Here is a 24002-nt window from a genome sequence, read left to right on the forward strand (position 1 = left end):
CGTCGCTCAACCGAGCAGCACCGAAAGAAGCCTTTCTAGCACCGCCTGTCTTGCGTTGCTGCGTCAGCAGCAGAGAAACGAGATTATGCAGAGTCTTTCACATCGCGTCAACTGTTTTTTAGCACTTCGCTTAAAACTCGTTGCCGCCGGCGCCCGTTTCATCGCCGCCTCACAAAGGAGGAGGCGAATAGTAGGTCAAACACGCCCACATGACAAGGGCATGACGCATCTTTTTTCTAACGACGCGCGGCCGTTGCGACCATCTCCAACGGAATCGCCGCAGCCATCGCCGAATAGCCCTCGTCGCTCGGGTGAATGTGATCGCCGCTGTCGAACCGTCGCTGCAAGCGGTCGGGATGCGCGCTGTCGCGCAACGCGGCATCGAAATCCACCACGCCATCGAAAGCCCGACTGCCGCGGATCCAGTCGTTCACGGCAGAGCGCACCGCTTCGCGCGCTGGCGGCAATGAGGCGGGGGTTAAGGTCGCACCGAAAATGCGCACGCCGCTTCGGTGCGCCTGCTCGATCAAGCGCCGGTAGCCGTCCGTCAGGCTGCGCACGCTGACCGAAGTGTGCGGGAAGTCGCAATCGAGTCCCGCGCGCGGCGGCATCGACGCGAAGTTGATGTCGTTGATGCCGATCAGCACGATGACCGCGGTCACCGCGGCGTGCCCCAGCGCATCGCGCTCGAACCTGCGCTCGAGCGCCTCGCCATAGCACGGCGAATCGCTCAACAGCCGGTTGCCGCTGATGCCGAAATTGAGAACCGCGGTTCGTTCGACGCCCGCTTGCTCGAAGCGGCGAGCCAACGCGTCCGGCCAGCGGTGATTTCGATTCAAGCTCGAGCGCAGGCCGTCGGTGATCGAATCGCCGATCGCGGCAACGGCGACCGCACCCGATGTCTGTACGTCGAGGCCGCTGACCCAAGCGGATTCGGTGAATTTGCGCGGAAACGCATCTGCCGCGACGTCCGCCGAATGATCGCCGGGCGTCGACACGTAGTTGATCTGATTGGCGACGCGATGCCAGGCTGTCAGCGTCTGCGCGGGCCCCGCGGCCAGACTGATCGCATACGGCTCGCCGGCCGTCAATTCCGCGGAAACGGGATCGCTATCGGCCTCGGCGCCCGGCTTCAACGTGACCCACGGTTTGCCGCCGAACGTCACACGCACCGACGTGCCCGGGCGCGTCGCCGCGCCGCCCACCGACTGCGCCAACGTCACGGCCGTCAGCGTGAGCGGCGCCCTACCCAGCGCGTTGCTCAGATGCACGCGCACACTGCGCCCGGACACCGTCGGATAGACGATCTGCCTGACCGTTCGGCCCGCCACCTCGGGGGTGCGATACAGCGGCGGCGGATCCGGCAGATCGGGGATCGATTGCATCGCGCTCGCCCAAGCGGTCACCCAACGGCCTGAGACCGGCGCGGCAAACGCCGAGCCGTCGAGGCAAACAACGATAAGCGCAATCGACGCAATCGCGCGGGCGCGCCACCGCTTGAGCCACCGTTTGAACCGGGAAGTGGAAGTGAAAACCATCGAGATCGGGTGGAGAAGCAATGAGGTAGCGCGGATTGTGCCTGACGGACGAAGCCTGCGGTAGGCTGCGCGGCCTTCCTGCCGGTAGCCACGGGCGCCGTGAAAGCACGATCGAGGCACGATTGGGCGCGGCACGCCCGCGCCCTGGGGTGCAAGGCGGCCCAAGCTCGCCGGCCCGCTCGCGGATCACGGCGAATGGCGCGTGATGATTTGATAGCCGGGCTCGGCGTTCTCATGCGCGGCGCGCTCGGCTTCTTCGTACGAAAGAAAGTGCTCGGCTTCTTCGATCGAGGGTGTGAGGCCGATGTCGCCATCCTCTCCCGGGCCCAAGTACTGTTCCCCGCTTTTCACCAAGTAGATGGTGGTCATGGTCGCGATGCAGTCATCTCGTCGAAGGAAATGCTTTCAGTCTAGCAGCCGCCATGCCGTCCGCCGCAAATCGCCCGGTCGCCCTGCGAACGCCGCCGCATCCGTATCATCCCTAACAAAATAATTTATTAACCGACCGGTCGGTTGGCTTATACTCGCGTCAACGTACAACTCAGGACGAGACCGCTCTCCATGTATACGCAATCCCTCGACATTCCGGGCAACGTGGCGGCGCTCGATGCGGGCGCGAGCACACCCGAGCAGCAACGCTTCGACGCCGTCATCGGCGCCGACGGCAAGATCGAACCGCAGGACTGGATGCCGGACGCCTATCGCAAGACCCTGATGCGGCAAATTTCGCAGCACGCGCATTCGGAGATCGTCGGCATGCTGCCCGAGGGCAACTGGATCTCGCGGGCGCCCAGTCTCAAGCGCAAGGCCATCTTGATCGCGAAGGTGCAAGACGAAGGCGGCCACGGGCTCTACCTGTACAGCGCATGCGAAACGCTCGGCGTCTCGCGTGACGAACTCGTCGACGCTCTGCACAGCGGCCGCGCCAAGTATTCGAGCATCTTCAACTATCCGACGCCCACCTGGGCCGATGTCGGCGTCATCGGCTGGCTCGTCGACGGCGCCGCGATCATGAATCAGATTCCGCTGTGCCGCTGCACGTATGGCCCCTATGCCCGAGCCATGATCCGCATTTGCAAGGAAGAGTCGTTCCACCAGCGTCAAGGCTACGACGCGCTGCTCGCGATGATGAAAGGCACGCCTGCTCAACGCGAGCTCGTTCAGCAAGCCGTCGACCGGTGGTGGTGGCCGGTGTTGATGATGTTCGGTCCGAGCGACAAGGATTCCGTTCACAGCAATCAGTCGGCGAAGTGGGGCATCAAACGCATCTCGAACGACGATCTGCGGCAAAAATTCGTCGATGCCACCGTCGAGCAAGCCAAAGTGCTCGGCGTCACGCTGCCCGATCCCGACCTCAAATGGAACGAGGCTCGCGGCCATTACGACTACGGCGCGATCGACTGGGAAGAATTCTGGCGCGTCGTGGGCGGCGACGGCCCCTGCAACAAGGAGCGCCTCGCCACGCGCATCAAGGCGCACGAGGACGGCGCGTGGGTACGCGAAGCCGCGCTCGCTCATGCCGAAAAACAGCGCCTGCGCGCGCGACAAGCGGCGGCCTGAGGCGCCGCGCCCGACGCAAGCGCTTCGTTCTATCAAGCATCCAGGAGTGTGAATTCATGAACAAGGAATGGCCGATTTGGGAAGTGTTCGTGCGCAGCAAGCAGGGCCTCGACCATAAGCATTGCGGCAGCCTGCACGCCGCCGACGCGTCGATGGCGCTGCGCATGGCGCGCGATGTCTACACGCGGCGCCAGGAAGGCGTGAGCATTTGGGTCGTGCCGGCCGCGGCAATCACGGCTTCGGACCCGAGCGAGAAGGCCGATTTGTTCGAGCCGGCCGGCGACAAGATCTACCGGCACCCGACGTTCTATACGCTGCCCGACGCAGTCAACCACATGTAAGAGAGTCATGACGACCACGCCCGAACATCTTTCCTACGTGCTGCGGCTCGCGGACAATGCGCTGATCCTCGGTCAGCGCAACGCCGAGTGGTGCGGACACGGGCCGGTGCTCGAAGAAGACATCGCGCTGGCCAACATGAGTCTCGATCTCATCGGCCAGGCGCGCATGCTCTACTCGCACGCCGCGACGCTCGAGCACGCGCTCACCGGTTCGACGAAGACCGAGGACGACTACGCGTACTTTCGCGCCGAGCGCGAGTTCGCCAACTACACGTTGGTCGAACTTCCCCATTGCGGGCCGCTCAGCGGCACGGCGCGCAGCGATCGCGATTATGCGGTGACCATCGTGCGCAATTACCTCTACACCGCGCTGATGGCTCACGTCTGGAGCGCACTCGAACGCTCGAAGGACGCGCAGCTCGCCGCCATTGCATCGAAGTCGATCAAAGAAACGCGCTATCAGCTCGAGCATGCCCGCGAATGGCTGATCCGCCTCGGCGACGGCACGGATGAATCGCATCGGCGCGTGCAAGCGGCGCTCGACTATTTGATGCCGTATATGCGCGAGTGCTTCGCACCCGACGCGCTCGAAGACGCCGTAGCGGCCGCCGGTATCGGCGTGCGCGCCGCCGATTTCCAATCGGACTGGCAGCGCGACGTGCAAGCGACCTTGGCCGAGGCCACGCTCACGCTGCCCGAGCCGGTGCAACACGTGACCACGGGCAAGTACGGCGAACACTCCGAGCACATGGGATTTCTGCTCGCGGAAATGCAAAGCCTTGCCCGCCAGCATCCCGGCGCGACCTGGTGATCGAGCCCATCCGATATTCGCATCGTTTAAGGTCCGTCCAATGTTAAGCAGCCCCGATCACGTCGACCGCGCCGATTCAAGCTCGCCGCTGAACGAGGATGCCGGCCTCGCTCGCGCTTGGGCGGTGCTCGAATCGGTGCCGGACCCGGAAATTCCGGTCGTATCGATCAGAGAACTCGGCATTTTGCGCGGCGTCGAGCGCGCCGAAGATGGCGCGGTCGAAGTCGTCATTACGCCGACGTACTCGGGATGCCCTGCAATGGCGCACATCGCCGAGGACATCGGGCAAGCGCTCGATCGCGCCGGCTTGACGCCGCATCGGATCAAGACAGTTCTCGCCCCCGCATGGACGACCGACTGGATCACGGACGAGGCGCGCGAAAAACTGCGCGCGTACGGTATCGCCCCGCCCGGCGGCCAGTGCGGGCGCGCGCCTGCGCACGAGCAAGCGGTCCGCTTCGTCCCGCGCCCCGTTGCTGCCCCCGTCTGCCCGCGCTGCGGCTCCGCGCATACGGAGCGCTTGGCGCAGTTCGGCTCGACCGCGTGCAAAGCGTTTTACCGCTGCCTCGATTGCCGAGAACCCTTCGATTACTTCAAACCCTACTGAACCCATGACGACCCCGCAATTCCATTCGCTGCGCATCCGCGAGGTGCGGCCCGAGACCGCCGACGCGGTTTCCGTCTCGTTCGAAGTGCCGCCCGAGCTGCGCGAGCAATATCGCTTCACGCAGGGGCAATTCGTGACGCTCAAGGCGCACGTGGATGGCGAGGAAACGCGGCGCTCTTATTCGATCTGCGTCGGCGTCACCGACTACGACCGCGACGGCGAATTACGCATCGGCATCAAGCGCGTGCGCGGCGGCCGCTTTTCCAACTTCGCCTTCGACACGCTGCAGGCCGGCCATACGATCGAAGTCATGACGCCCGATGGCCGCTTCTTCACGCATCTGAACGCAGAACAAGGCAAGCAGTACGTAGCTTTCGCCGGCGGCTCGGGGATCACGCCCGTGCTCGCAATCGTGAAAACGACGCTCGAGGTCGAGCCGCGCAGCACCTTCACGCTGATCTACGGCAATCGCAGCGTCGATGCGATCATGTTCGCCGAAGAGCTCGAGGATCTGAAGAATCGCTACATGAACCGCTTCGTCCTGTACCACGTGCTGTCCGACGACATGCAGGACGTCGAGCTCTTCAACGGCGTGCTCGATCAAGCGAAATGCGCCGCGTTTCTCGACACGCTCGTTCCCGCCGCCGCGATCGACGAAGCGTTCATTTGCGGGCCCGGGCCGATGATGGATGCGGCCGAAGCGGCGCTGAAGGCGGCGGGCGTGGCGCAATCGAAGGTACACGTCGAACGCTTCGGGACGCCGTTGCCGCAAGCGGGCGCGCCCGTCGTCGAGATCACCGACGATACGCCGGCCGCAGACCTCGAGATCGTCATCGACGGCAAGCGCCGCAAGATGCGGCTGCCGTATGAAGGCGCGAGCCTGCTAGACGTGGGCTTGCACGCCGGTCTCGCGCTGCCGTATGCCTGCAAAGGCGGCGTTTGCTGCACCTGCCGGGCGAAAGTGCTCGAAGGGGAAGTCAAGATGGATAAGAACTACACCCTCGAAGCGCAGGAGCTTCGCGATGGCTTCGTGCTGACGTGCCAGTGCCATCCCGTCAGCGAACGCGTCGTCGTCAGCTTCGACGAGCGTTGAAGTCCAGACCGGCCTCGCGCTTGACTCAACCGCGTTTCGCTTAAACTAGCGCCCGGCGGTCCGAGGCCGCGCTGCGCGGCGGCTCATCCGCCGCCTAGCGCGCAAAAGCAACGATCAATACGATTCCAACGCGACTCTCGCGCCTGGGCCGGCCCCCAACGACGACACAACCATGGCCCGTACCCGAGCACCCGATCACGACACTCAGCGCGAGCAGATCCTCGATCTCGCCGCCAACGCCTTCGCGCAAACGAGCTATCCCAGCACGTCGATGGCCGAACTGGCCGCGGCCAGCGGCACGTCGAAAGCACGGCTTTATCACTATTACGAAAGCAAGGAAGCGATTCTGTTCGATCTGCTCGACCGCTACACCAAGCGGCTGATGCTGATCATCGCCGAGGTGGAGGGGTCGAGCCAACGGCGCGGCCTGTCCGAGCGCGAAACGTTCGCCGAACTCGTGCGGGCGTTTCTGATCGAGTACGAGACCTCGCACAGCCGGCACGTCGCGCTGCTCAACGACGTCAAATACCTCGTCGAAAGCCAACGGGAAGTCATTCTCGATCGTCAGCGAGACATCGTCGCCGCATTCGCCCGCCAACTCGCACGCGCGTACCCCGGCCGCGTCGCCAAAGACAACCAGACGGCGCTGACCATGATGGTGTTCGGGATGATCAATTGGACCTTCACCTGGCTCAAGCCGGGCGGGCGCCTCGGCTACCGAGAGTTTGCCGACCAAGTCATGCAGGTCCTGGAGCATGGTCTCGTTCCAGCGGGCGAGTGACCGGACCATGCGCGCCCGCGATTAACGCTGCGGCGCAGCATCAAAACTCCAGTCTTATATCGGTCAAAATGACGCGGCGCATCGCCGCAACACAGAACTTTATACCTAATATTCAATAACTTAGGTGCTCGCGGACGCACCAATAGAGGCCAACCTCAGGGTTGCACTCGGGTTTTCCCTAGTGCTACCGATGCACATCGGGTAGAATTCGCATTGCGTCGCAACAATGGACGCACGACGAAAGGAGAACCCACGATGAACCCGCAGCCCTCTATCCGAGCCGCCGCCTCGACCGAGCAGCACGAGCGCCGTGCACAAGTGGCGCATCGTGAGCCTGTGCTCGTTCGTGAGTTGACGGCGGGCGACCGCGATCAGCTGTTGACACACTTTCTCGCGCTCGACGCGGACGATCGTCTCCTGCGCTTCGGTCAAGCAGCACCCGATCATGTGATCGAACACTACGTGCAATCGATCGATTTCACGCGCGACAAGGTCTTCGGTGTTTACGATCGCGCGCTCGCACTCGTGGGCGTGGGCCATCTCGCTTACTTGCCAGCCAACGGCGAAAATCGCACCGCCGAGTTCGGCGTGTCCGTGCTCGAAAGCTCGCGCGGGATGGGCGTAGGCTCGAAGCTGTTCGCGCGCGCGGCAATGCACGGCCGCAATACGCGCGTCACGACGCTCTACATGTACTGCCTGTCGCGCAACACGACGATGATGCACATCGCCAAAAAGGCCGGGATGAAGATCGAGTATGCATACGGAAGCGCCGATGCGTACCTGACCCTGCCGCCGGCCGATCAAACCAGCATCATCACCGAGATGCTGCAAGAGCAAGCGGCGCTGTTCGACTATGCGATCAAGCGCCAAGCTCGCAATACGGCGCGCATCATCGAGGCGATGATGCCGGCAGAAGCGCTCGCCTGAACGAGCGCCTCGGTTCATCGCGTCAACGCGAGGCGATTCGAGGCTGTTCGAGACTGTTCCCCCTAGCGCACCGCTCTCCCCTGTGCGGTGCGCGCGACGAGGCGGCTTCGGCCGCCTCGCCGCCCCTCTCCTCCACGCTTGCACACGTCTACCGGCCGGCGCCGATCGGTCATAGGATCGGCAAGGCAGTCGTTTCTTTGAACGATTCCAGCGCAAAACTCGTCTTGACGTCGATGACCGACGGATGATGCAGCAGTTGATCCTGCACGAAGCGCGAAAAATGGATCATGTCTTTGACCTGCACGCGTAGCAAGTAGTCCATCTCCCCCGTCATCGCGTGGCAGGCAACCACTTCCGGCCACGATTGCACCGCCGCTCGAAAGAGCTCGGCGTGCGTCGTCCCGGCATGCCCCGTCGCCCCGCCGCGTTTCTCCAGGCGGACGTTGACGTAAGCGAGCAACCCAAGGCCCAGCTTTTGCGGATCGAGCAGCGCGACGTAGCCGCGTATCACGCCGGCTTCCTCGAGCCGCCGAATACGCCGCAGGCAGGGGCTTGGCGAGAGATTGACGCGTTCCGCGATGTCTTGGTTGGATGCGCGCCCGTTCACCTGCAAAAAGGCGAGAATGCGCCTGTCGACGGCGTCCAATTCGATCTCAGCCATTTTTTTATTCCCCCTGCGTTTATTGAGACAGAAAGTTGCGCAATCGTAGTCGACGCCGAGCGAGTTCGCAAATTTTTGTTATGACCGTCGCTATACACTTGCGTCTATTCTTCATGGCCTGCGACGCTAGGCCACACCTAGACCGGAGAGACGGAGACAAGCATGCAGGTTCAAACGTGGGATAACCCCGTCGGCACGGACGGCTTTGAGTTCATCGAATACACCGCGCCCGATCCGAAGGCGCTCGGCAAGCTGTTCGAGCAAATGGGCTTTACCGCGATCGCCCGCCATCGGCACAAAGACGTGACGCTGTACCGGCAAGGCGAGATCAATTTCATCATCAACGCCGAACCCGATTCGTTCGCTCAGCGCTTCGCGCGGCTGCACGGACCGTCGATCTGCGCCATCGCGTTCCGAGTGCAGGACGCCGCCAAGGCCTACAAGCACGCGCTCGACCTCGGCGCTTGGGGCTTCGACAACAAGACCGGCCCGATGGAGCTGAACATCCCCGCCATCAAAGGGATCGGCGATTCGCTGATCTACTTCGTCGATCGTTGGCGCGGCAAGAACGGCGCGCCGGCGGGCAGCGTGGGCGATATCGACATCTACGACGTCGACTTCGAACCGATCCCGGGCGCCGCGTCGCGTCCGGTCGGCCACGGCCTCACCTACATCGATCACTTGACGCACAACGTCCATCGCGGACGCATGCAGGAATGGGCGGCCTTCTATGAGCGGCTGTTCAATTTCCGCGAAATCCGCTACTTCGACATCGAAGGCAAGGTGACGGGCGTCAAATCCAAAGCGATGACTTCGCCCTGCGGGAAGATCCGCATTCCGATCAACGAGGAAGGCTCGGAGACAGCCGGCCAGATTCAGGAGTACCTCGACGCTTACCGCGGCGAAGGCATTCAACACATTGCGCTCGGCTCGTCCGACATCTATCGCACCGTGGACGGGCTGCGCTCGACGGGCATCAAGCTGCTCGATACGATCGACACCTACTACGAACTCGTCGATCGTCGCATTCCGGGCCACGGCGAGCCGCTGGACGAGCTCAAGAAGCGCAAGATTTTGATCGACGGCGAAAAGGGCGACCTGCTATTGCAGATCTTCACCGAGAACCAGATCGGCCCGATCTTCTTCGAGATCATTCAGCGCAAGGGCAACCAGGGGTTCGGAGAAGGCAACTTCAAGGCGCTGTTCGAATCGATCGAGCTCGATCAGATTCGCCGCGGAGTGGTGCAGGACAAGGTCTGAAGGGGTTGGATGCGCGACGGCGTCACGCTGCCGCGCTTGAAGGGGCTCGAGCAGGCTTGAAGGGGGGGCGCCGCGGCGGGCAGAGCTGCCGCGGCTATACAGCGCAGCAATGCGATCACATCAAAGCGACCGGCATCGTATTCGCAGTTGCGCTAGCGTCTTCACGCTTGGCTGCCGCCGCCTCGACGCTCGACGCATGCGCGCGGCTGGCCCGCGCAATCGGCCGCGCCGCGAACGGCGTGCGCGCCGCCTTCCCCTCGCCGAGCGACGCGGCCCATACCTCGGCCGGGCTCGCGCCGATGCCGGCCTGCGCCATCGTGCGCGATACGGCCGCCGCGATCACGCCGGCTTGCGCCTGACGCACCGGCAAGCTCATCGCGAAAAATGCCGCGGAAATCATGAGGAAAGTCTGAATGTGTCGCTTTTCCATCTGTACTCCTTATATTTAAGGGCGCCATGGCATGCCATCCGCCAGGGGCGCCTCGCGCAGCCATCGATCCCAGCGTGGGTCGGGCCGCGTACCCGCCAATGAGCGGCGGGTTGAAGAATTAGACCAGGTCGGGCAAGCGCGCTCCACCCTTTAAACAACACGTTACGGGCGTTACAGAAGGAAACGCGCGCATGACACAGCTGCGTCACGCACCATTTTCGAGATATTGGACCGCTGGGGGAGTCTTGCCAGATAAGCGGTGGCACTATTTTTGACCGCTGCGGCGGGTTTCCACCAGTGCTACCATCGCAAAAAATCCGCCAATATGGCGGCCCCGGCCGAAGCATCCACAAGATGCGTCAGGTTGAGACGTTTTGGTGATCCCAAACAGGGTTGAGGAGTCAACATAATGAATGCCCCGCTGGACGCAGGTCAGCGAGCCTCGCTCGAAGCTGCGCTATCTTCCGTCACGCTCGACGACAAATACACGCTCGAACGCGGCCGCGCCTATATGAGCGGCATCCAGGCGCTGGTGCGTCTGCCGATGCTGCAGCACGCGCGAGACCAAGCCGCCGGACTCAATACGGCCGGTTTCATCTCAGGCTATCGCGGCTCGCCGCTCGGCGGTCTCGACCTCGCCCTGTGGAAGGCCAAGCAGCACCTCTCGTCCAATCATGTCGTGTTCCAGCCCGGGATCAATGAAGATCTCGCCGCGACGGCCGTCTGGGGCACGCAGCAAGTCAATCTCTACCCCGGCGCGAAGTACGACGGGGTGTTCTCGATGTGGTACGGCAAAGGCCCGGGCGTCGATCGATCCGGCGACGTGCTCAAGCACGGCAACTCGGCCGGCTCCTCGCGCCACGGCGGCGTGCTGGTGCTCGCCGGCGACGACCACGCTTGCAAGTCTTCGACGCTCGCGCACCAATCCGAGCATATCTTCAAGGCGTGCGGCCTACCGGTCCTGTTTCCGTCGAACGTTCAGGAATACCTCGATTTCGGCCTGCATGGCTGGGCGATGAGCCGCTACTCGGGCCTATGGGTGGCGATGAAATGCGTGACGGACGTCGTCGAATCGTCCGCTTCGGTCGATATCGATCCGCATCGCATGCAAATCGTGCTTCCGACCGATTTCGCCATGCCCGAGGGCGGCCTGAACATCCGATGGCCCGATCCGCCGCTCGTGCAAGAAGCGCGGCTGCTCGACTACAAGTGGTACGCAGCGCTCGCTTACGTGCGCGCGAACAAGCTCGACCGTGTCGAGATCGACTCGCCGCAGGCGCGCTTCGGCATCATGACGGGGGGCAAAGCCTATCTGGACGTGCGTCAAGCACTCGTGGACCTCGGTCTGGACGACGAGACCTGCGCGCGCATCGGCATTCGGCTCTATAAGGTGGGCTGCGTCTGGCCGCTCGAAGCGCAAGGCGCACAAGCCTTCGCGCGCGGGCTCGACGAGATTCTCGTCGTCGAAGAGAAACGCCAGATTCTCGAATACGCGATCAAGGAAGAGTTGTACAACTGGCCCGACGCCCAGCGCCCGCGCGTGTTCGGCAAGTTCGACGAAAAAGACGGCGCGGGCGGCGAGTGGTCCGTGCCGATGGGCAACTGGCTGCTGCCCGCGCACTACGAACTTTCGCCTGCGCTGATTGCCAAGGCGATCGCGACGCGTCTCGAGAAATTCGAATTGCCCTCCGACGTGCGCGAGCGTATCGCGGCGCGCATCGCCGTGATCGAGGCCAAGGAAAAAGCGCTGGCCAAGCCGCGCGTCACCGCCGAGCGCAAACCGTGGTTTTGCTCCGGCTGCCCGCACAATACATCGACGAATGTGCCCGACGGCTCGCGCGCGATGGCCGGCATCGGCTGCCATTACATGACGGTCTGGATGGATCGCAATACGAGCACGTTCAGCCAGATGGGCGGCGAAGGCGTGGCATGGACGGGCCAAGCGCCGTTCACGAACGAAAAGCACGTGTTCGCCAATCTCGGCGACGGCACCTACTTCCATTCGGGACTGCTCGCGATTCGCGCGGCGATTGCGGCCAAGGCGAACATCACCTACAAGATCCTCTACAACGATGCCGTGGCGATGACGGGCGGCCAGCCCGTCGACGGCGTGTTGACGGTGCCGCAGATCACGCATCAACTTGCCGCGGAAGGCGCGAAGAAGATCGTCATCGTCACCGACGAGCCGCAGAAGTACCACGGCACGACGCTACTCGCCCCGGGCGTGACGATCCACCATCGCGATCAGCTCGACGAGGTGCAGCGCGAGCTGCGCGAGATCGAAGGCACGACGATTCTCATTTACGACCAGACCTGCGCGACCGAGAAACGCCGCCGCCGCAAGAAAGGCGAGTTCCCCGACCCGGCACGCCGCGTCGTCATCAATGAAGCGGTCTGCGAAGGCTGCGGCGATTGTTCGGTGCAGTCGAACTGCTTGTCGGTCGAGCCGCTCGAAACCGAACTGGGCACCAAGCGGCAGATCAATCAATCGAGCTGCAACAAGGACTTCTCGTGTTTGAAGGGCTTTTGCCCGAGCTTCGTGACGGTGGAAGGCGGGCAGTTGCGCAAGCCTAAGGCGGTCAGCGCGAAGGCCAGCAGCGAGCTACCGGCGATCCCCGAGCCGACGTTGCCCGAGATCGCGCGCCCGTACGGCGTGCTCGTCACGGGCGTGGGCGGCACGGGTGTCGTGACCATCGGCGCGCTGCTCGGCATGGCCGCGCACTTGGAGCAAAAGGGCGTGACCGTGCTCGACGTGACCGGGCTCGCGCAAAAGGGCGGCGCCGTGATGAGCCACGTGCAGATCGCGAATACGCCCACCGACATCCATGCCACGCGCATTGCGATGGGCGAGGCGAACCTCGTGATCGGCTGCGATGCGATCGTCACGGCTAGCGACGAATGCACCTCGCGGATGAAGTTCGGCCTGACGCGCGTGGTCGTCAATAGCTCGAAAACGCCGACGGCCGAGTTCATCAAGAATCCGAATTGGACCTTCCCCGGCGCGAGCACGGAGCAGGACGTGCGCGCCGCCGCCGGCGATCAGGTCGACCTGATCGACGCGAATCGTTTTGCCGTCGCATTGCTCGGCGATGCGATCTACACCAACCCGTTCGTGCTCGGCTACGCATGGCAGCGCGGGTGGCTGCCGCTCTCGCATCGCTCGCTCGTGCGCGCGATCGAGCTCAATGCGGTTCAAGTGGAGAAGAACCTCGCCGCATTCGAATGGGGCCGGCGCGCGGCGTACGATTTGGCGAGCGTCGAACGCGCCGCCAAGCCTGCCGCGGGCGCGCAGGACGCGGGCGCGACGGTCATCTCGCTGCATACGAAAAAGTCGGTCGATGCGTTGATCGCCAAGCGCATCGAGCTTTTGACCGCTTACCAGGATGCGGCGTACGCCAAGCGCTACGAAAGCCTCGTCTCGCAAATGCGGGCTGCCGAACGCCTGCTCAACGACGGCAGCGCCGTCAGCGAGCCGTTGACGGAAGCCGTCGCGCGCAATCTGTACAAGCTGATGGCGTACAAGGACGAGTATGAGGTCGCGCGCCTGCAGACGGACCCGGCGTTCCTTGCGAAGCTGAAGGACCAGTTCGAAGGCGATTGGAAGCTGAACTACCATCTCGCCCCGCCGCTGCTGGCGAAGAAGGACGCCAAGGGGCATCTCGTGAAGAAGCAGTACGGCCCGTGGATGCTCTCCGCGTTCAAGCTGATCGCGAAGATGAAGTTCCTGCGCGGCTCGGCCTTCGACGTGTTCGGCAAGACGCAAGAGCGTCGCACGGAGCGGGCGTTGATCGGCGAGTACGAAGGGCTCGTGCGCGAGGTGATCGCGGGGCTCAAGGCCGAGAACGTCGCGCTTGCGACCGAACTGGCGAATCTGCCCGATGGGATCCGCGGCTACGGGCATGTGAAGGAAAACAACCTGAAGGCGGTGCGCGTGAAATGGAACGAGCTCATTGCCAAGTGGCGCAAGCCTGACGGCGGTGCGACGCGCCACGCGGCGTAAGGTCCACCGATAGGTCCATCGGCGGCGCCTGGCGCGCCGATGGGCGCAACAAAAATGGCGGCTGTCTGTGAGGACAGCCGCCATTTTGTTTGGCTTCGGCTTTCTGGGGCGTACGGCCTGCGCTCGCGCGGCCGCACTTTCTGACGTTACTCCGCCCGCACGTTCGCAGCGGCCACGGCCGTCATATTGATGATCCGCCGCACCGTCGCCGCGGGCGTGAGGATATGCACGGGCTTATCCGCGCCGAGCAAGAACGGCCCCACCGTCACGCCTTCGCCGCCGACCATCTTCAGCAGGTTGTAGGCGATGTTCGCGGCTTCGACGTTCGGCATCAACAACAGGTTCGCTTCGCCCGTGAGCGTCGTGCCCGGGAACGACTGCTTGCGGATGACTTCGGACAACGCCGCGTCGCCGTGCATTTCACCGTCGACTTCGAGGTGCGGCGCGCGCTCCGCGATCATCTTGCGCGCGGCCGCCATCCGCTGTGAAGCGGACGACGGCGCGCTGCCGAAGTTCGAATTCGACAGCAGCGCGATCTTCGGCACGATGCCGAACCGCTCGATTTCGCGCGCGGCCAGGATCGCCATATCGGCCAACTGCTCGGCGCTCGGCACTTCGTTGACGTACGTATCGCAGATGAACAGATTGCGGCCCGGCAGCATCAGCAGGTTCATCGCCGCATAATGCTCGGCTTGCGGCGCACGGCCGAGCACTTGCTCGATGTACTTCAAATGGCTGTGATACGTGTCGATCATGCCGCAGATCATGCCGTCGGCTTGCCCCAGGCGAATCAGGATCGCGCCGATCAGCGTGTTGAACTTGCGCATCGCGGCCTTCGCGATCTCGGGCGTGACGCCGTCGCGCGCGCCGATCTCGTGATACAGCTGCCAGCTTTGCGTGAAGCGCGGATCGTCCTCGGGATCGACGATCTCGAAGTCCGTGCCAACCTTCAGCTTCGAGCCCATTTTCTTCAAGCGCATGTCGACCACCGACGGCCGGCCGACGATGATGGGCTTGGCGATTTTCTCCATCAGCACGAATTGCGCGGCGCGCAGCACCCGCTCGTCCTCGCCTTCGGCGAAGACGATGCGCGCGGCACTCTTCTTTGCCGCGGCAAACACGGGCCGCATGACCATGCCCGTGCGATAGACCGTCGTGCCCAATTGCTCGCGATAAGCATCCATGTCTAGGATAGGCCGCGTGGCCACGCCCGAATCCATCGCCGCTTGCGCAACGGCCGGCGCGATCTTGATGATGAGACGCGGATCGAACGGCTTCGGAATCAAATACTCAGGGCCGAATTCGAGCGAATGGCCTTCGTACGCCTTCGCCACTTCGTCACCCTGATCCGTTTCTTCAGCCAACTCGGCGATCGCGCGCACGCAAGCGAGCTTCATTTCTTCGGTGATCGTGGTCGCGCCGACGTCCAGCGCACCGCGGAAGATGAACGGGAAGCACAGGACGTTGTTGACCTGATTCGGATAGTCGGAGCGACCGGTCGCAATGATGGCGTCGGGGCGCACGGCCTTCGCGTCTTCGGGCCGAATCTCGGGTTCGGGATTGGCGAGCGCCAGGATGAGCGGCTTCTCGCCCATTTCCTTGACCATCTCGGGCTTGAGCACGCCCGCGCTCGAGCAGCCGAGGAATACATCGGCCGATTTGATCGCATCGGCCAGCGTGCGTGCGTCGGTCACGGCCGCGTAGCGCGCCTTCGACGGATCGAGGTTGCCCCGGCCTTCGTAGATGACGCCCTTCGAATCGGCGACGAGCACGTTCTGCTTGGACAGCCCCAGCTTCACGAGCAAGTCGAGACACGCGATCGCAGCGGCGCCGGCGCCCGAGCAGACGAGCTTGACCTTCGACAGCTCCTTGCCCACTACTTTCAAGCCGTTCAGGATGGCGGCCGATGCAATGATGGCCGTGCCGTGCTGATCGTCGTGGAAGACCGGAATTTTCATGCGCTCGCGCAGCTTCTGCTCGATGTAGAAGCATTCGGGCGCTTTGATGTCCTCGAGGTTGATGCCGCCGAGCGTGGGCTCGAGCATGGCGATTGCCTCGACGAGCTTGTCGGGGTCGGACTCTGACAGTTCGATATCGAACACGTCGATGCCGGCGAACTTCTTGAACAGGCACCCCTTGCCTTCCATGACGGGCTTGGCGGCGAGCGGGCCGATGTTGCCCAGCCCCAGCACCGCCGTGCCGTTGGTCACGACGCCGACGAGATTGCCGCGCGACGTGTACTTTTGCGCGTCGAGCGGATCGGCGTGAATCGCCTCGCAAGCGGCCGCCACGCCCGGCGAGTACGCGAGCGAGAGGTCGAGCTGGTTCGACAGCGGCTTGGTGGGCGTGACCGAGATCTTGCCGGGCTTGGGATTCTGGTGATATGCGAGGGCGCTTTGCTTCAGTTGTTCGTCCATATTTGAGCCTGCGAGACGTAATTGAATTTGGCCGGCACGCTCATGCCGGGGCCGCGCCGGGCAAGCCGGCAAGGTAGCGGCTGCGGCAGTCGATGCTTGCGCCGGTTGGGCGCGGCGCCGCGCCTGCCGGGGGTAAGGCAGACGGCGCGTGAGCGTTTCGCGGGGCGCCTAGTGTACACCCCCTAATCTCGGTTTCCAGCGGGCCGGGCTCGGAAGTCGGGTAAAATACACGCCTACGCGCGCAGCAAACACGCCTGCGCCAACGGGCAAACCGCCCACCTCATGCCCATCATCCAAGGATTCGCCCATGACAGGCCTCGATCGCCAAACGATCTCCGATACGACCGCCAAGATTCTGCTCGAAGTGCAAGCCGTGCATTTCAACGCCGAAAAGCCGTTCATCTTCACCTCGGGGTGGGCCAGCCCCGTGTACATCGACTGCCGCAAGCTGATTTCCTACCCGCGCGTGCGCCGCGCACTCATGGAAATGGCCGAAACGACGATCTTGCGCGATGTCGGCTACGAGCAGATCGACGCCGTGGCCGGCGGCGAAACGGCCGGCATTCCCTTCGCCGCGTGGATCGCCGACCGCATGATGGTGCCGATGCAGTACGTGCGCAAAAAGCCGAAGGGCTTCGGCCGCAATGCGCAAATCGAGGGGCAGCTGGAAGAAGGCTCGCGCGTCCTGCTCGTCGAGGACCTGACCACCGACAGCCGCAGCAAGATCAACTTCATTAACGCGCTGCGCACCGCCGGCGCGCGCGTCAATCACTGCTTCGTGCTGTTTCACTACAACATCTTCAAAGAGAGCGTTTCGGTGCTCAAAGACATCGACGTCGACTTGCACGCGCTCGCCACCTGGTGGGATGTGCTGCGCGTCGCGAAAGCGTCGGGCTACTTCGATTCGAAAACGCTCGACGAAGTCGAGAAGTTCCTGCACGCGCCGGCAGAGTGGTCGGCCGCGCACGGCGGCGCAACGGCCACGCCGCAGTAACGCAAGCCAAAGCGTGGGGCCGCCCTGCCTCACGCAACGCAGAGCGGCCCCACGTACACGCTACGCGCGCGCCGCTCGCTTTCTTCGCAGCTCGCACCGCCCTTTCGGCCCGCCACGCTCCGCGAGCGGATCCACGCGCCAGCGCCCGCGGCGATGCACCGGCTCGCCCCGCGCGAGGCCATCATGGCTCAAGCCGTTCACACGAGCGTATTCGATGAGCTGCGCATCGCCCGTCAAGCCCAGTTTGCGCAGCGCCGTCATCTTGTGCGAGCTGATCGTCTTGATGCTGCGATTCAATTGAAGCCCGATTTCGCTCACGCTGAGCCCCGAGGCGAATAGGCGCACGACTTCGATCTCCCGAGGCGACAACGCCGGCAAAGCCGCGACGCCGCCGCCGACCGACGCCCGCTCGAGCGCCCTGCGCAGCGACGGGCTCACGTGGCGCACCCCGCGCATTGCATGGCGCACCGCCAAGCCGATATGCGAGAGGTCGTCGCATTTGCCGACGACGGTCACCGCGCCCGCATCGAACAGGCGCCGCAGCAGCGCGCCGTTGCCGAGCATGGTCAGCACCACGATGCGAAGGCTGGGAAAATGCCGCCGCAAATAGCCGATCAACGCGAGACCGTCGCCGTATCGCCCGCCCGGCATGGAAAGGTCGGTCACGACCACATCGGCCGGCGCGCGCCGCAGCATCTCCACGAGCTCGGTGGATTGGCGCGCCTGCCCGAGCAGGGCGATGTCCTCGAAAGCATCGAGCGCATGTCGCACGCCGAGCAAGATGATGGGGTGATCGTCGGCGACGACGACGCGCGTGGGCCGCATTGCCTGTGCGCTGCAAGAGGGAAGTGTCGAAGCGAATTCGTTCATTTGACGATGACGATTGATTTGCGAGAGGTTCGATCGCCCGTGCCGCCTGTGCCGAACGGACGTGCGGCCGCCACGGGCGAAGGACGACGATGTTAGACTGGCTACCGCGCTGCGGCATGCTTTCGTCGAAAAATGGGCCGCATGCGGTCTCTGCTCTCGCCGTCGACCGGGGAATCGGCTCATGCGCAATCACAGCGAAGTCGTCGCATCGGTTTTCGCCGGGCGGCCGCCTAGGCGAGCCGCCATAGGCATCGCTGCGCTGTGCCTCGCCTGGTGCGCAACGCGCCTGAGCCCCGTTGCCGCGCAAAGCGCCTTCACCGTGACGAGCAGCGATTTGCGCGACGGGGCGCCCGCCCCGAACGCGCAGGTCTACGACAAGGACAACTGCAAAGGCGGCAACGCGTCGCCGCAACTGTCGTGGCACAACGCGCCGCCTGGCACCAAAAGCTTCGCCGTCACCCTGTTCGATCTCGACGCCCCTGGCCCCGGATGGTGGCATTGGGCTGTCGCCGAGATCCCGAGCAGCGTTCGCTCGTTGCCGTCCAATGCAAGCGCCTCGGGCGCCATCAAGCATATCGGTGCGATCGAGGCGCGCAACGATTACGGCGAGACGGGCTACGGCGGCCCTTGCCCTCCGCCCGGCAAGCCGCACCGCTATGTCCTCACCGTGTTCGCGCTGAACACCATGGACTTGCGGCTGGGCCCGGCCCGCCACGCGCTGATGTTCGATCACGAGATCAACACGTCGGTGCTCGCAAAGGCCCAGTTGACCGTGACCTACGGGCGCTGAAGCGCGCTTGCCCGCTCATGCGTTCGAGCCGGCTTCTGGCGGCAACGTACCGGTTCACGCCGAAATTTCTCCGCAACTCCCGTTAACCCTTAAAATCATGCTTTCGCGCCACGAACGGGCGCCATCTCAACCGGCCACATAGCGAGATCGAAATGAGCACGAAAGTTTTTGTCGACGGACAGGAAGGCACGACGGGTCTGAAGATTTTCGACTACCTGTCGCGCCGCGCCGACGTCGAAGTGCTCCGCATCGAGGAATCGAAACGCAAGGATATCGATGAGCGGCGCCGCCTCATCAACGCCTCGGACGTGACGTTCCTGTGCTTGCCCGATGTCGCCTCGCGCGAATCGGCGAGCCTCGTCGAGAACGCGCATACGGTGCTCATCGATGCGAGCACGGCGTTTCGCACCCATGCCGATTGGGCCTACGGCCTGCCCGAGCTCACGCGCGCCCAGCGCGAGCGTCTGCGTACGGCCAAACGCATCGCCGTGCCGGGCTGCCATGCATCGGCGTTCGTGCTCGCCATGCGCCCGCTCGTCGACGCGGGCCTCGTCTCGCCCGATTTCGCAGCGCATAGCCATTCGATCACGGGGTACAGCGGCGGCGGCAAGAAGATGATCGCCGACTACGAAGGCGCGGCCAATCCGAAACTGCAAAGCCCCCGGCCTTACGCGCTCGCGCTCGGTCACAAGCATCTGCCCGAAATGGCGGCGCATACCGGCTTAAAGACGGCGCCGATCTTCACGCCTATCGTCGGGCCGTTTTACAAAGGCCTTGCCGTCACGACGTATTTCTCGCCAAGCCAGCTCGCCAAGCGCGTAGGCCCGCGCGACGTGCAAGCGCTGTTGGCCGAATACTATGCGGACGAAGCGTTCGTGCGCGTCGCGCCGTTCGATGCCGACGACAACCTAGACGCGGGCTTCTTCGACGTGCAGGCGAGCAATGAGACGAATCGCGTCGACCTGTTCGTCTTCGGCAATGAAGAACGATTCGTCACCGTTGCGCGGCTCGACAATCTCGGCAAGGGCGCCTCGGGCGCGGCCGTTCAATGCATGAACTTGAGCATCGGCGCGGACGAGCACGCTGGGCTACAACGCTGATCAGCAGCACTCGAGAACGTGCGATAGAGCCGGCGGCGACGCCGGCTTTTTTATTTGATGCATCGCAATAGCGACTTGCGATGAGTCGAGAAGCGGCGCACTCATCTCTTCGACGAATATTCAAATTGACTTACGCCGCCGCTGAGCGCGCAGTGATGCGCCGGCAATAACTGCGGCATTCATCCGATCGTTGAGGCACAACCTTCCGCACGGGCGCCCCGGCCGGCAAGCGCCGAAACTCGGGCGCCGCATCCCTCATCCCATGCAAGCGGCGTGCTGACTCGCGCTGAACGCCGCTTTGCATGCAAGCGCTTGAAACGCTCTTTTTGTTTCAATACGCCGCTGCATCCCTTATCCCATCTCGCTTTATCGATTCACGGTTTTTTGAATTAGCTTTTTTAGACGGCTTTATCAATTGACACAAAAAAGATGCGCGAGGACATTATGTCGCATAACGAGATCAGGGAGACGACCGGCAACACCCACGCCGGCTCGACGAAGCGCGCGGCAAAACGGCCGCCGCTCGGTGGCGCCCGCTTGCCGGAGCGCCGCAGGCTCGCTTCCCCGATCGTTTGTTTCGAACGCTGCCCGAGCGCGCCGGCCGGCCACTGCCACGCGACGTGAGCGCATACGCAAGGAGGATCCGCGCGACCTATCGCAATCAGTTAGCAGTGCGAACTAAATCAAGCGGCGGCCGACAGGGAGCCGGACGCCCGATAACGATAAGCATGGAGGAACGACATGAAACGGAACACCCTTTCGATGCTGGCGCTCGTCGCGCCCTTTCTGGCCGCATGCGGCGGCGGTGGCGGCGGCAGCAACGCCGTGCCCGGTGGCGCGAATGCCGCGGCCGACCGGCTCTGCCCCGCATCGCTCGACTACAACACGGTGTTCACGGGCGGCGGCGGCGACGGCGAACTCGTGAAGATGCAGATCGATACCACGAAGATGACGTGGCAAGTGACCTATGTCGAATCGGCGATTCCCGCCACGACAGGAACGGTATCGCCGTCCCGAGCGGGAACGTCGCAAAGCGGCACGCTCGCACCCGAGACCCTGTTGCCGACGCAAAAGCAGAACGAATGTGCGTTCTACCTGCAGGGTGCGAGCTTGGACCCGAACAAGCCAGCTCGCATCTTCGTCGGGCAAGGGGTGCTCGGCGGCACGATTCCCGGCAAGGAAATCCAATACAGCGGGATCGTCGGTTTCGGCGCCGTGGCCGACAACAAGTTCCCCTACTTCCCGTACATTGGCTTTTCGTCGATCGAGACGAATCTGGCTAACGTGGCCGGCGCCTACAACCAGCTCGGCTATCACATCATTCCCTCGCAGAACTACGCGACGGTGCCCGTCGATGCGAAGATCGTCATCAACGCCGACGGTACTTGGAGCGAAACCGACAACGTGGGCGTGAACGCGGGCAAGACGCAGCAGGCGGGCACGAACTGGGTCCAGTCGAGCGATGGCAGCGGCGCGTTCGAGAGCGACGCGTTTCAAAGCCAAGCCAAGCCGACGAACGCAGTCTCGCCGGCGGGCAAGGGCTTCATGATCGTCGGCAAGCTGCGCAATCAACTCGTGCCGATCCTGATTCGGACGGGATACGCCAATCCCTCGACCTTCACCGCCGACGACGAATCGGGCATCACCATCCTCGCGCCGCAAACGCCCATCGCCGTCAATACGCAGAACGGGCAATACATCGGCGTCGACAGCCAATTCGCTTATCGCGCCACCGCGCTCGTGGGCACCGAAGCGACGATGCTCGATCCGTATCAGGCGGCCAATGCATCGGCCGCCACGCCGCTCGATCTGAGCTTTGCCAACGCCGTGCCGGGCGTCGTGCTATCGGCCGTGACGGGTTCGTCATCGAGCGCGGCTACGGGCAAGCTCATCTTCACGGGCGGCGTGTTCGGCTATCTCTACAACGAGAATTCGTCGCCGTACTTCACGATCAACGCGTTCGTTCAATAGCGCAAACGCCGCACAACGCGAAGTCGACGCATGCGCCGGCTGGCCCGTTCGCGGGCCAGGGGCGGAGCGCCGATCGAAAAAAACGAAGACAGGGAGGAAACGATGAAGACGAAAAATACGTTGGGCCAGCTTGTGCGCGCCGCCGGCGTGGCGTTGCTTGGGACCTTGGCGAGCGGCGCCCACGCGCAGAAGGCTGGCGACAACGTCGTCACGCTCGGCTGGTTTCACATCATGCCGCAAGACTCGAGCACGCCGATGACGACCTATGTTTCACCGCAGCCCATCGATACGCCACTGCGGCTGCCAAGCGCATTCACCTCGCAAGGAACGGGGCTGTCGACGAACAATGCGGATACGCTCGGCCTCGTCTTCAGCCACTTCCTGACCGATCACATCGCGCTCACGACGGTCGCCGGCGTGCCGCCCACTTTCAAGATCAGAGGCCGCGGCTCGATCGTCCCGCCCGGCCCCGCCGGTGCGCTTGGCACCGAAAATCTCGACGACCCGGCCAACGAGCCGATCGTCAAAAGCGTGCGCCAGTGGAGCCCGGCGATGATGATTCAGTACTACTTCAATTCGGCGACGGCGCGGTTTCGCCCCTACGTCGGCATCGGTATTTCGTACAACTTCTTTACCAATCTCGAGCTCAATCCGAACTTCGTCACGTCGACGCAAAACAACCTGGGTTCGGTGCTTGCCGCGGGCGCGGCGCGACCGGGCGTGACGAGCGTTTCGGCGAAGGCCTCGCCATCCTGGGCTCCCGTGTTCAACGCAGGCGCTTCCTACGACTTCACGGAGCATTGGGGCGTGAGCGCATCGGTGACCTATATACCGCTGAAGTCGCGCTCGACCGTGTATGTGCGTGCGGCCGACGGCACGTTGCTGGGCACGACGCAGGCCCAATTGACGGCCGATCCGATCATCACCTATCTGGCGCTTTCGTATAAGTTCTGACACGCGGGCCGATTAGGGCGACGCTCGCCGCTGCCGGGGCAATTGAACGCGCGAAAAAAAAGCCCGCCTATCGGCGGGCTGAATCCATATCAGAGGAGACATGGAGGAGACAACTTCACTCTAGCAAACCGTTTGGTGCATTGCAACACGATCACTGCACCCGCTCGCGGGCATCGTTGCCCTTGCGCAACATCTGGCATTTGCGGCGCAAAGTTCACACCAAAGTCATCGATAGAAGAAAGCCGAGTTGATCCACGCCGACCGGCTTGACGAGATGAACGTCGAAACCCGCCGCCAATGCCATGTCGCGGTACTGCGGCTGCCCCCAGCCCGTCAGCGCAATCAATAGCAACGACGAGCCCCCCGCCAATTCACGCATGCGCCGTGCCGTCGGCAAGCCCTCCAGCATCGGCGCGCCGATGTCGATCAAGGCGGCATCGGGCGGCGCCTGCCGGGCGATCTCGAGCGCCTGCTCAACCGAGTGCGCCTCGACGGCGTCATAGCCCAAGCTCTCGACCAGGTTAACCAACATGCGGCGCGCCGCGTCGTCGGTGTCGGCAATGAGCACGCGCTTGGGATGCGCAACCGCGCTTGCGTCGCCGGGTTCTTCCGTTCCGCTCGCGACCGTCCCTCGTGCGCCGTACCAATCGGACTTCATTGCTTCATCCTTTGCACAGTGCTCGTCGCAGCCCCCGGACCCGGGGCCGCGGAAGCATTCGTATGGTGATTCGCGTTGTCACGGATGTCGTGCTGCTCGATCAAACGAGCGTTTGGTGAGAAAGTTCAGCGCTCGGTTAAAAATAAGGGTTTCTGCTCACATAGGCAAAAAATTTTTCAAACTCGCGGCAAAGCGTCGCTTCAACCGCCCCCTTCGAACGTTCCAAAGGGCGACTGCGC

The 24002-nt window shown here is 63.3% G+C and carries 21 protein-coding genes; 14 read left to right on the forward strand and 7 right to left on the reverse strand.

The window, feature by feature from the left end; all coding sequences use genetic code 11:
- Positions 1 to 236: 236 nt before the first annotated feature.
- Positions 237 to 1469 carry an SGNH/GDSL hydrolase family protein gene (locus MMB74_RS24565; RefSeq protein WP_277431329.1) on the reverse strand — a complete coding sequence of 411 codons (1233 nt, stop codon included), beginning with the start codon at positions 1467 to 1469 and terminating at the stop codon, positions 237 to 239.
- Positions 1470 to 1724: 255 nt separating this feature from the next.
- Entirely contained in the window at positions 1725 to 1907 is a 183-nt protein-coding gene (locus MMB74_RS24570) for a hypothetical protein (RefSeq protein ID WP_277431269.1), read from the reverse strand.
- Positions 1908 to 2099: 192 nt separating this feature from the next.
- Here MMB74_RS24570 and paaA point away from each other — a divergent pair, with 192 nt between their 5' ends.
- From paaA to MMB74_RS24605, 7 genes are all read left to right on the forward strand, one after another.
- Positions 2100 to 3098: a 1,2-phenylacetyl-CoA epoxidase subunit PaaA gene (paaA, locus tag MMB74_RS24575; RefSeq protein ID WP_277431270.1), complete on the forward strand. Its 999-nt coding sequence runs from the start codon at positions 2100 to 2102 to the stop codon at positions 3096 to 3098.
- A 56-nt stretch (positions 3099 to 3154) separates the two neighbouring features.
- Positions 3155 to 3439 (forward strand): 1,2-phenylacetyl-CoA epoxidase subunit PaaB, encoded by a 285-nt coding sequence (paaB, locus tag MMB74_RS24580; protein WP_277431271.1) that lies wholly within the window; start codon positions 3155 to 3157, stop codon positions 3437 to 3439.
- A 7-nt stretch (positions 3440 to 3446) separates the two neighbouring features.
- Positions 3447 to 4250: a 1,2-phenylacetyl-CoA epoxidase subunit PaaC gene (gene paaC, locus MMB74_RS24585; RefSeq protein WP_277431272.1), complete on the forward strand. Its 804-nt coding sequence runs from the start codon at positions 3447 to 3449 to the stop codon at positions 4248 to 4250.
- A gap of 40 nt (positions 4251 to 4290) precedes the next feature.
- A complete protein-coding gene (gene paaD / locus MMB74_RS24590; RefSeq protein WP_277431273.1) occupies positions 4291 to 4857 on the forward strand; it encodes a 1,2-phenylacetyl-CoA epoxidase subunit PaaD in 567 nt (188 codons plus the stop codon).
- A 4-nt stretch (positions 4858 to 4861) separates the two neighbouring features.
- Positions 4862 to 5950, forward strand: a complete 1089-nt coding sequence (paaE, locus tag MMB74_RS24595; protein WP_277431274.1) for a 1,2-phenylacetyl-CoA epoxidase subunit PaaE — start codon at positions 4862 to 4864, stop codon at positions 5948 to 5950.
- Between the two features lie 172 nt (positions 5951 to 6122).
- Positions 6123 to 6731 (forward strand): TetR/AcrR family transcriptional regulator, encoded by a 609-nt coding sequence (locus tag MMB74_RS24600; protein ID WP_277431275.1) that lies wholly within the window; start codon positions 6123 to 6125, stop codon positions 6729 to 6731.
- A gap of 255 nt (positions 6732 to 6986) precedes the next feature.
- Positions 6987 to 7658, forward strand: coding sequence for a GNAT family protein (locus tag MMB74_RS24605; protein WP_277431276.1), 672 nt, complete (start codon positions 6987 to 6989; stop codon positions 7656 to 7658).
- A gap of 169 nt (positions 7659 to 7827) precedes the next feature.
- Here the strand turns inward: MMB74_RS24605 and MMB74_RS24610 are convergent, their stop codons facing one another.
- The gene (locus MMB74_RS24610; RefSeq protein WP_277431277.1) at positions 7828 to 8319 is read right to left on the reverse strand and encodes an Lrp/AsnC family transcriptional regulator; all 492 of its coding nucleotides are present in this window, start codon (positions 8317 to 8319) and stop codon (positions 7828 to 7830) included.
- Positions 8320 to 8481: 162 nt separating this feature from the next.
- Between MMB74_RS24610 and hppD the strand changes: the two genes are divergently transcribed.
- Complete coding sequence (hppD, locus tag MMB74_RS24615; protein ID WP_277431278.1) at positions 8482 to 9579, forward strand: 4-hydroxyphenylpyruvate dioxygenase; 1098 nt, start codon at positions 8482 to 8484, stop codon at positions 9577 to 9579.
- A 115-nt stretch (positions 9580 to 9694) separates the two neighbouring features.
- On the opposite strand, the gene MMB74_RS24620 is transcribed toward hppD, so the two are convergent.
- The gene (locus MMB74_RS24620; protein ID WP_277431334.1) at positions 9695 to 10009 is read right to left on the reverse strand and encodes a hypothetical protein; all 315 of its coding nucleotides are present in this window, start codon (positions 10007 to 10009) and stop codon (positions 9695 to 9697) included.
- Positions 10010 to 10418: 409 nt separating this feature from the next.
- Here MMB74_RS24620 and MMB74_RS24625 point away from each other — a divergent pair, with 409 nt between their 5' ends.
- The gene (locus MMB74_RS24625) at positions 10419 to 14009 is read left to right on the forward strand and encodes an indolepyruvate ferredoxin oxidoreductase family protein (protein WP_277431279.1); all 3591 of its coding nucleotides are present in this window, start codon (positions 10419 to 10421) and stop codon (positions 14007 to 14009) included.
- A gap of 146 nt (positions 14010 to 14155) precedes the next feature.
- On the opposite strand, the gene MMB74_RS24630 is transcribed toward MMB74_RS24625, so the two are convergent.
- The gene (locus MMB74_RS24630; protein ID WP_277431280.1) at positions 14156 to 16426 is read right to left on the reverse strand and encodes an NADP-dependent malic enzyme; all 2271 of its coding nucleotides are present in this window, start codon (positions 16424 to 16426) and stop codon (positions 14156 to 14158) included.
- Between the two features lie 307 nt (positions 16427 to 16733).
- On the opposite strand from MMB74_RS24630, the gene MMB74_RS24635 reads away from it, so the two are divergent.
- Entirely contained in the window at positions 16734 to 17420 is a 687-nt protein-coding gene (locus tag MMB74_RS24635; protein WP_277431281.1) for an orotate phosphoribosyltransferase, read from the forward strand.
- A 60-nt stretch (positions 17421 to 17480) separates the two neighbouring features.
- Here the strand turns inward: MMB74_RS24635 and MMB74_RS24640 are convergent, their stop codons facing one another.
- On the reverse strand, positions 17481 to 18290 hold the full coding sequence (locus MMB74_RS24640; protein ID WP_277431282.1) for a response regulator: 810 nt from the start codon (positions 18288 to 18290) through the stop codon (positions 17481 to 17483).
- A 181-nt stretch (positions 18291 to 18471) separates the two neighbouring features.
- Here MMB74_RS24640 and MMB74_RS24645 point away from each other — a divergent pair, with 181 nt between their 5' ends.
- From MMB74_RS24645 to MMB74_RS24660, 4 genes are all read left to right on the forward strand, one after another.
- The gene (locus tag MMB74_RS24645; RefSeq protein WP_277431283.1) at positions 18472 to 19080 is read left to right on the forward strand and encodes a YbhB/YbcL family Raf kinase inhibitor-like protein; all 609 of its coding nucleotides are present in this window, start codon (positions 18472 to 18474) and stop codon (positions 19078 to 19080) included.
- A 152-nt stretch (positions 19081 to 19232) separates the two neighbouring features.
- Positions 19233 to 20180 carry an N-acetyl-gamma-glutamyl-phosphate reductase gene (gene argC / locus MMB74_RS24650; protein ID WP_277431284.1) on the forward strand — a complete coding sequence of 316 codons (948 nt, stop codon included), beginning with the start codon at positions 19233 to 19235 and terminating at the stop codon, positions 20178 to 20180.
- A 741-nt stretch (positions 20181 to 20921) separates the two neighbouring features.
- The gene (locus MMB74_RS24655; RefSeq protein WP_277431285.1) at positions 20922 to 22151 is read left to right on the forward strand and encodes a DUF2957 domain-containing protein; all 1230 of its coding nucleotides are present in this window, start codon (positions 20922 to 20924) and stop codon (positions 22149 to 22151) included.
- 102 nt (positions 22152 to 22253) lie between these two features.
- Positions 22254 to 23105, forward strand: a complete 852-nt coding sequence (locus MMB74_RS24660) for an OmpW family outer membrane protein (RefSeq protein ID WP_277431286.1) — start codon at positions 22254 to 22256, stop codon at positions 23103 to 23105.
- Positions 23106 to 23319: 214 nt separating this feature from the next.
- Here MMB74_RS24660 and MMB74_RS24665 read toward each other — a convergent pair whose 3' ends face one another.
- Positions 23320 to 23763, reverse strand: a complete 444-nt coding sequence (locus tag MMB74_RS24665; RefSeq protein WP_277431287.1) for a response regulator — start codon at positions 23761 to 23763, stop codon at positions 23320 to 23322.
- Positions 23764 to 24002 lie beyond the last annotated feature (239 nt).

It is taken from the genome of Trinickia sp. Y13 (genome assembly GCF_029522115.1).
Classification (GTDB): Bacteria; Pseudomonadota; Gammaproteobacteria; order Burkholderiales; family Burkholderiaceae; genus Trinickia.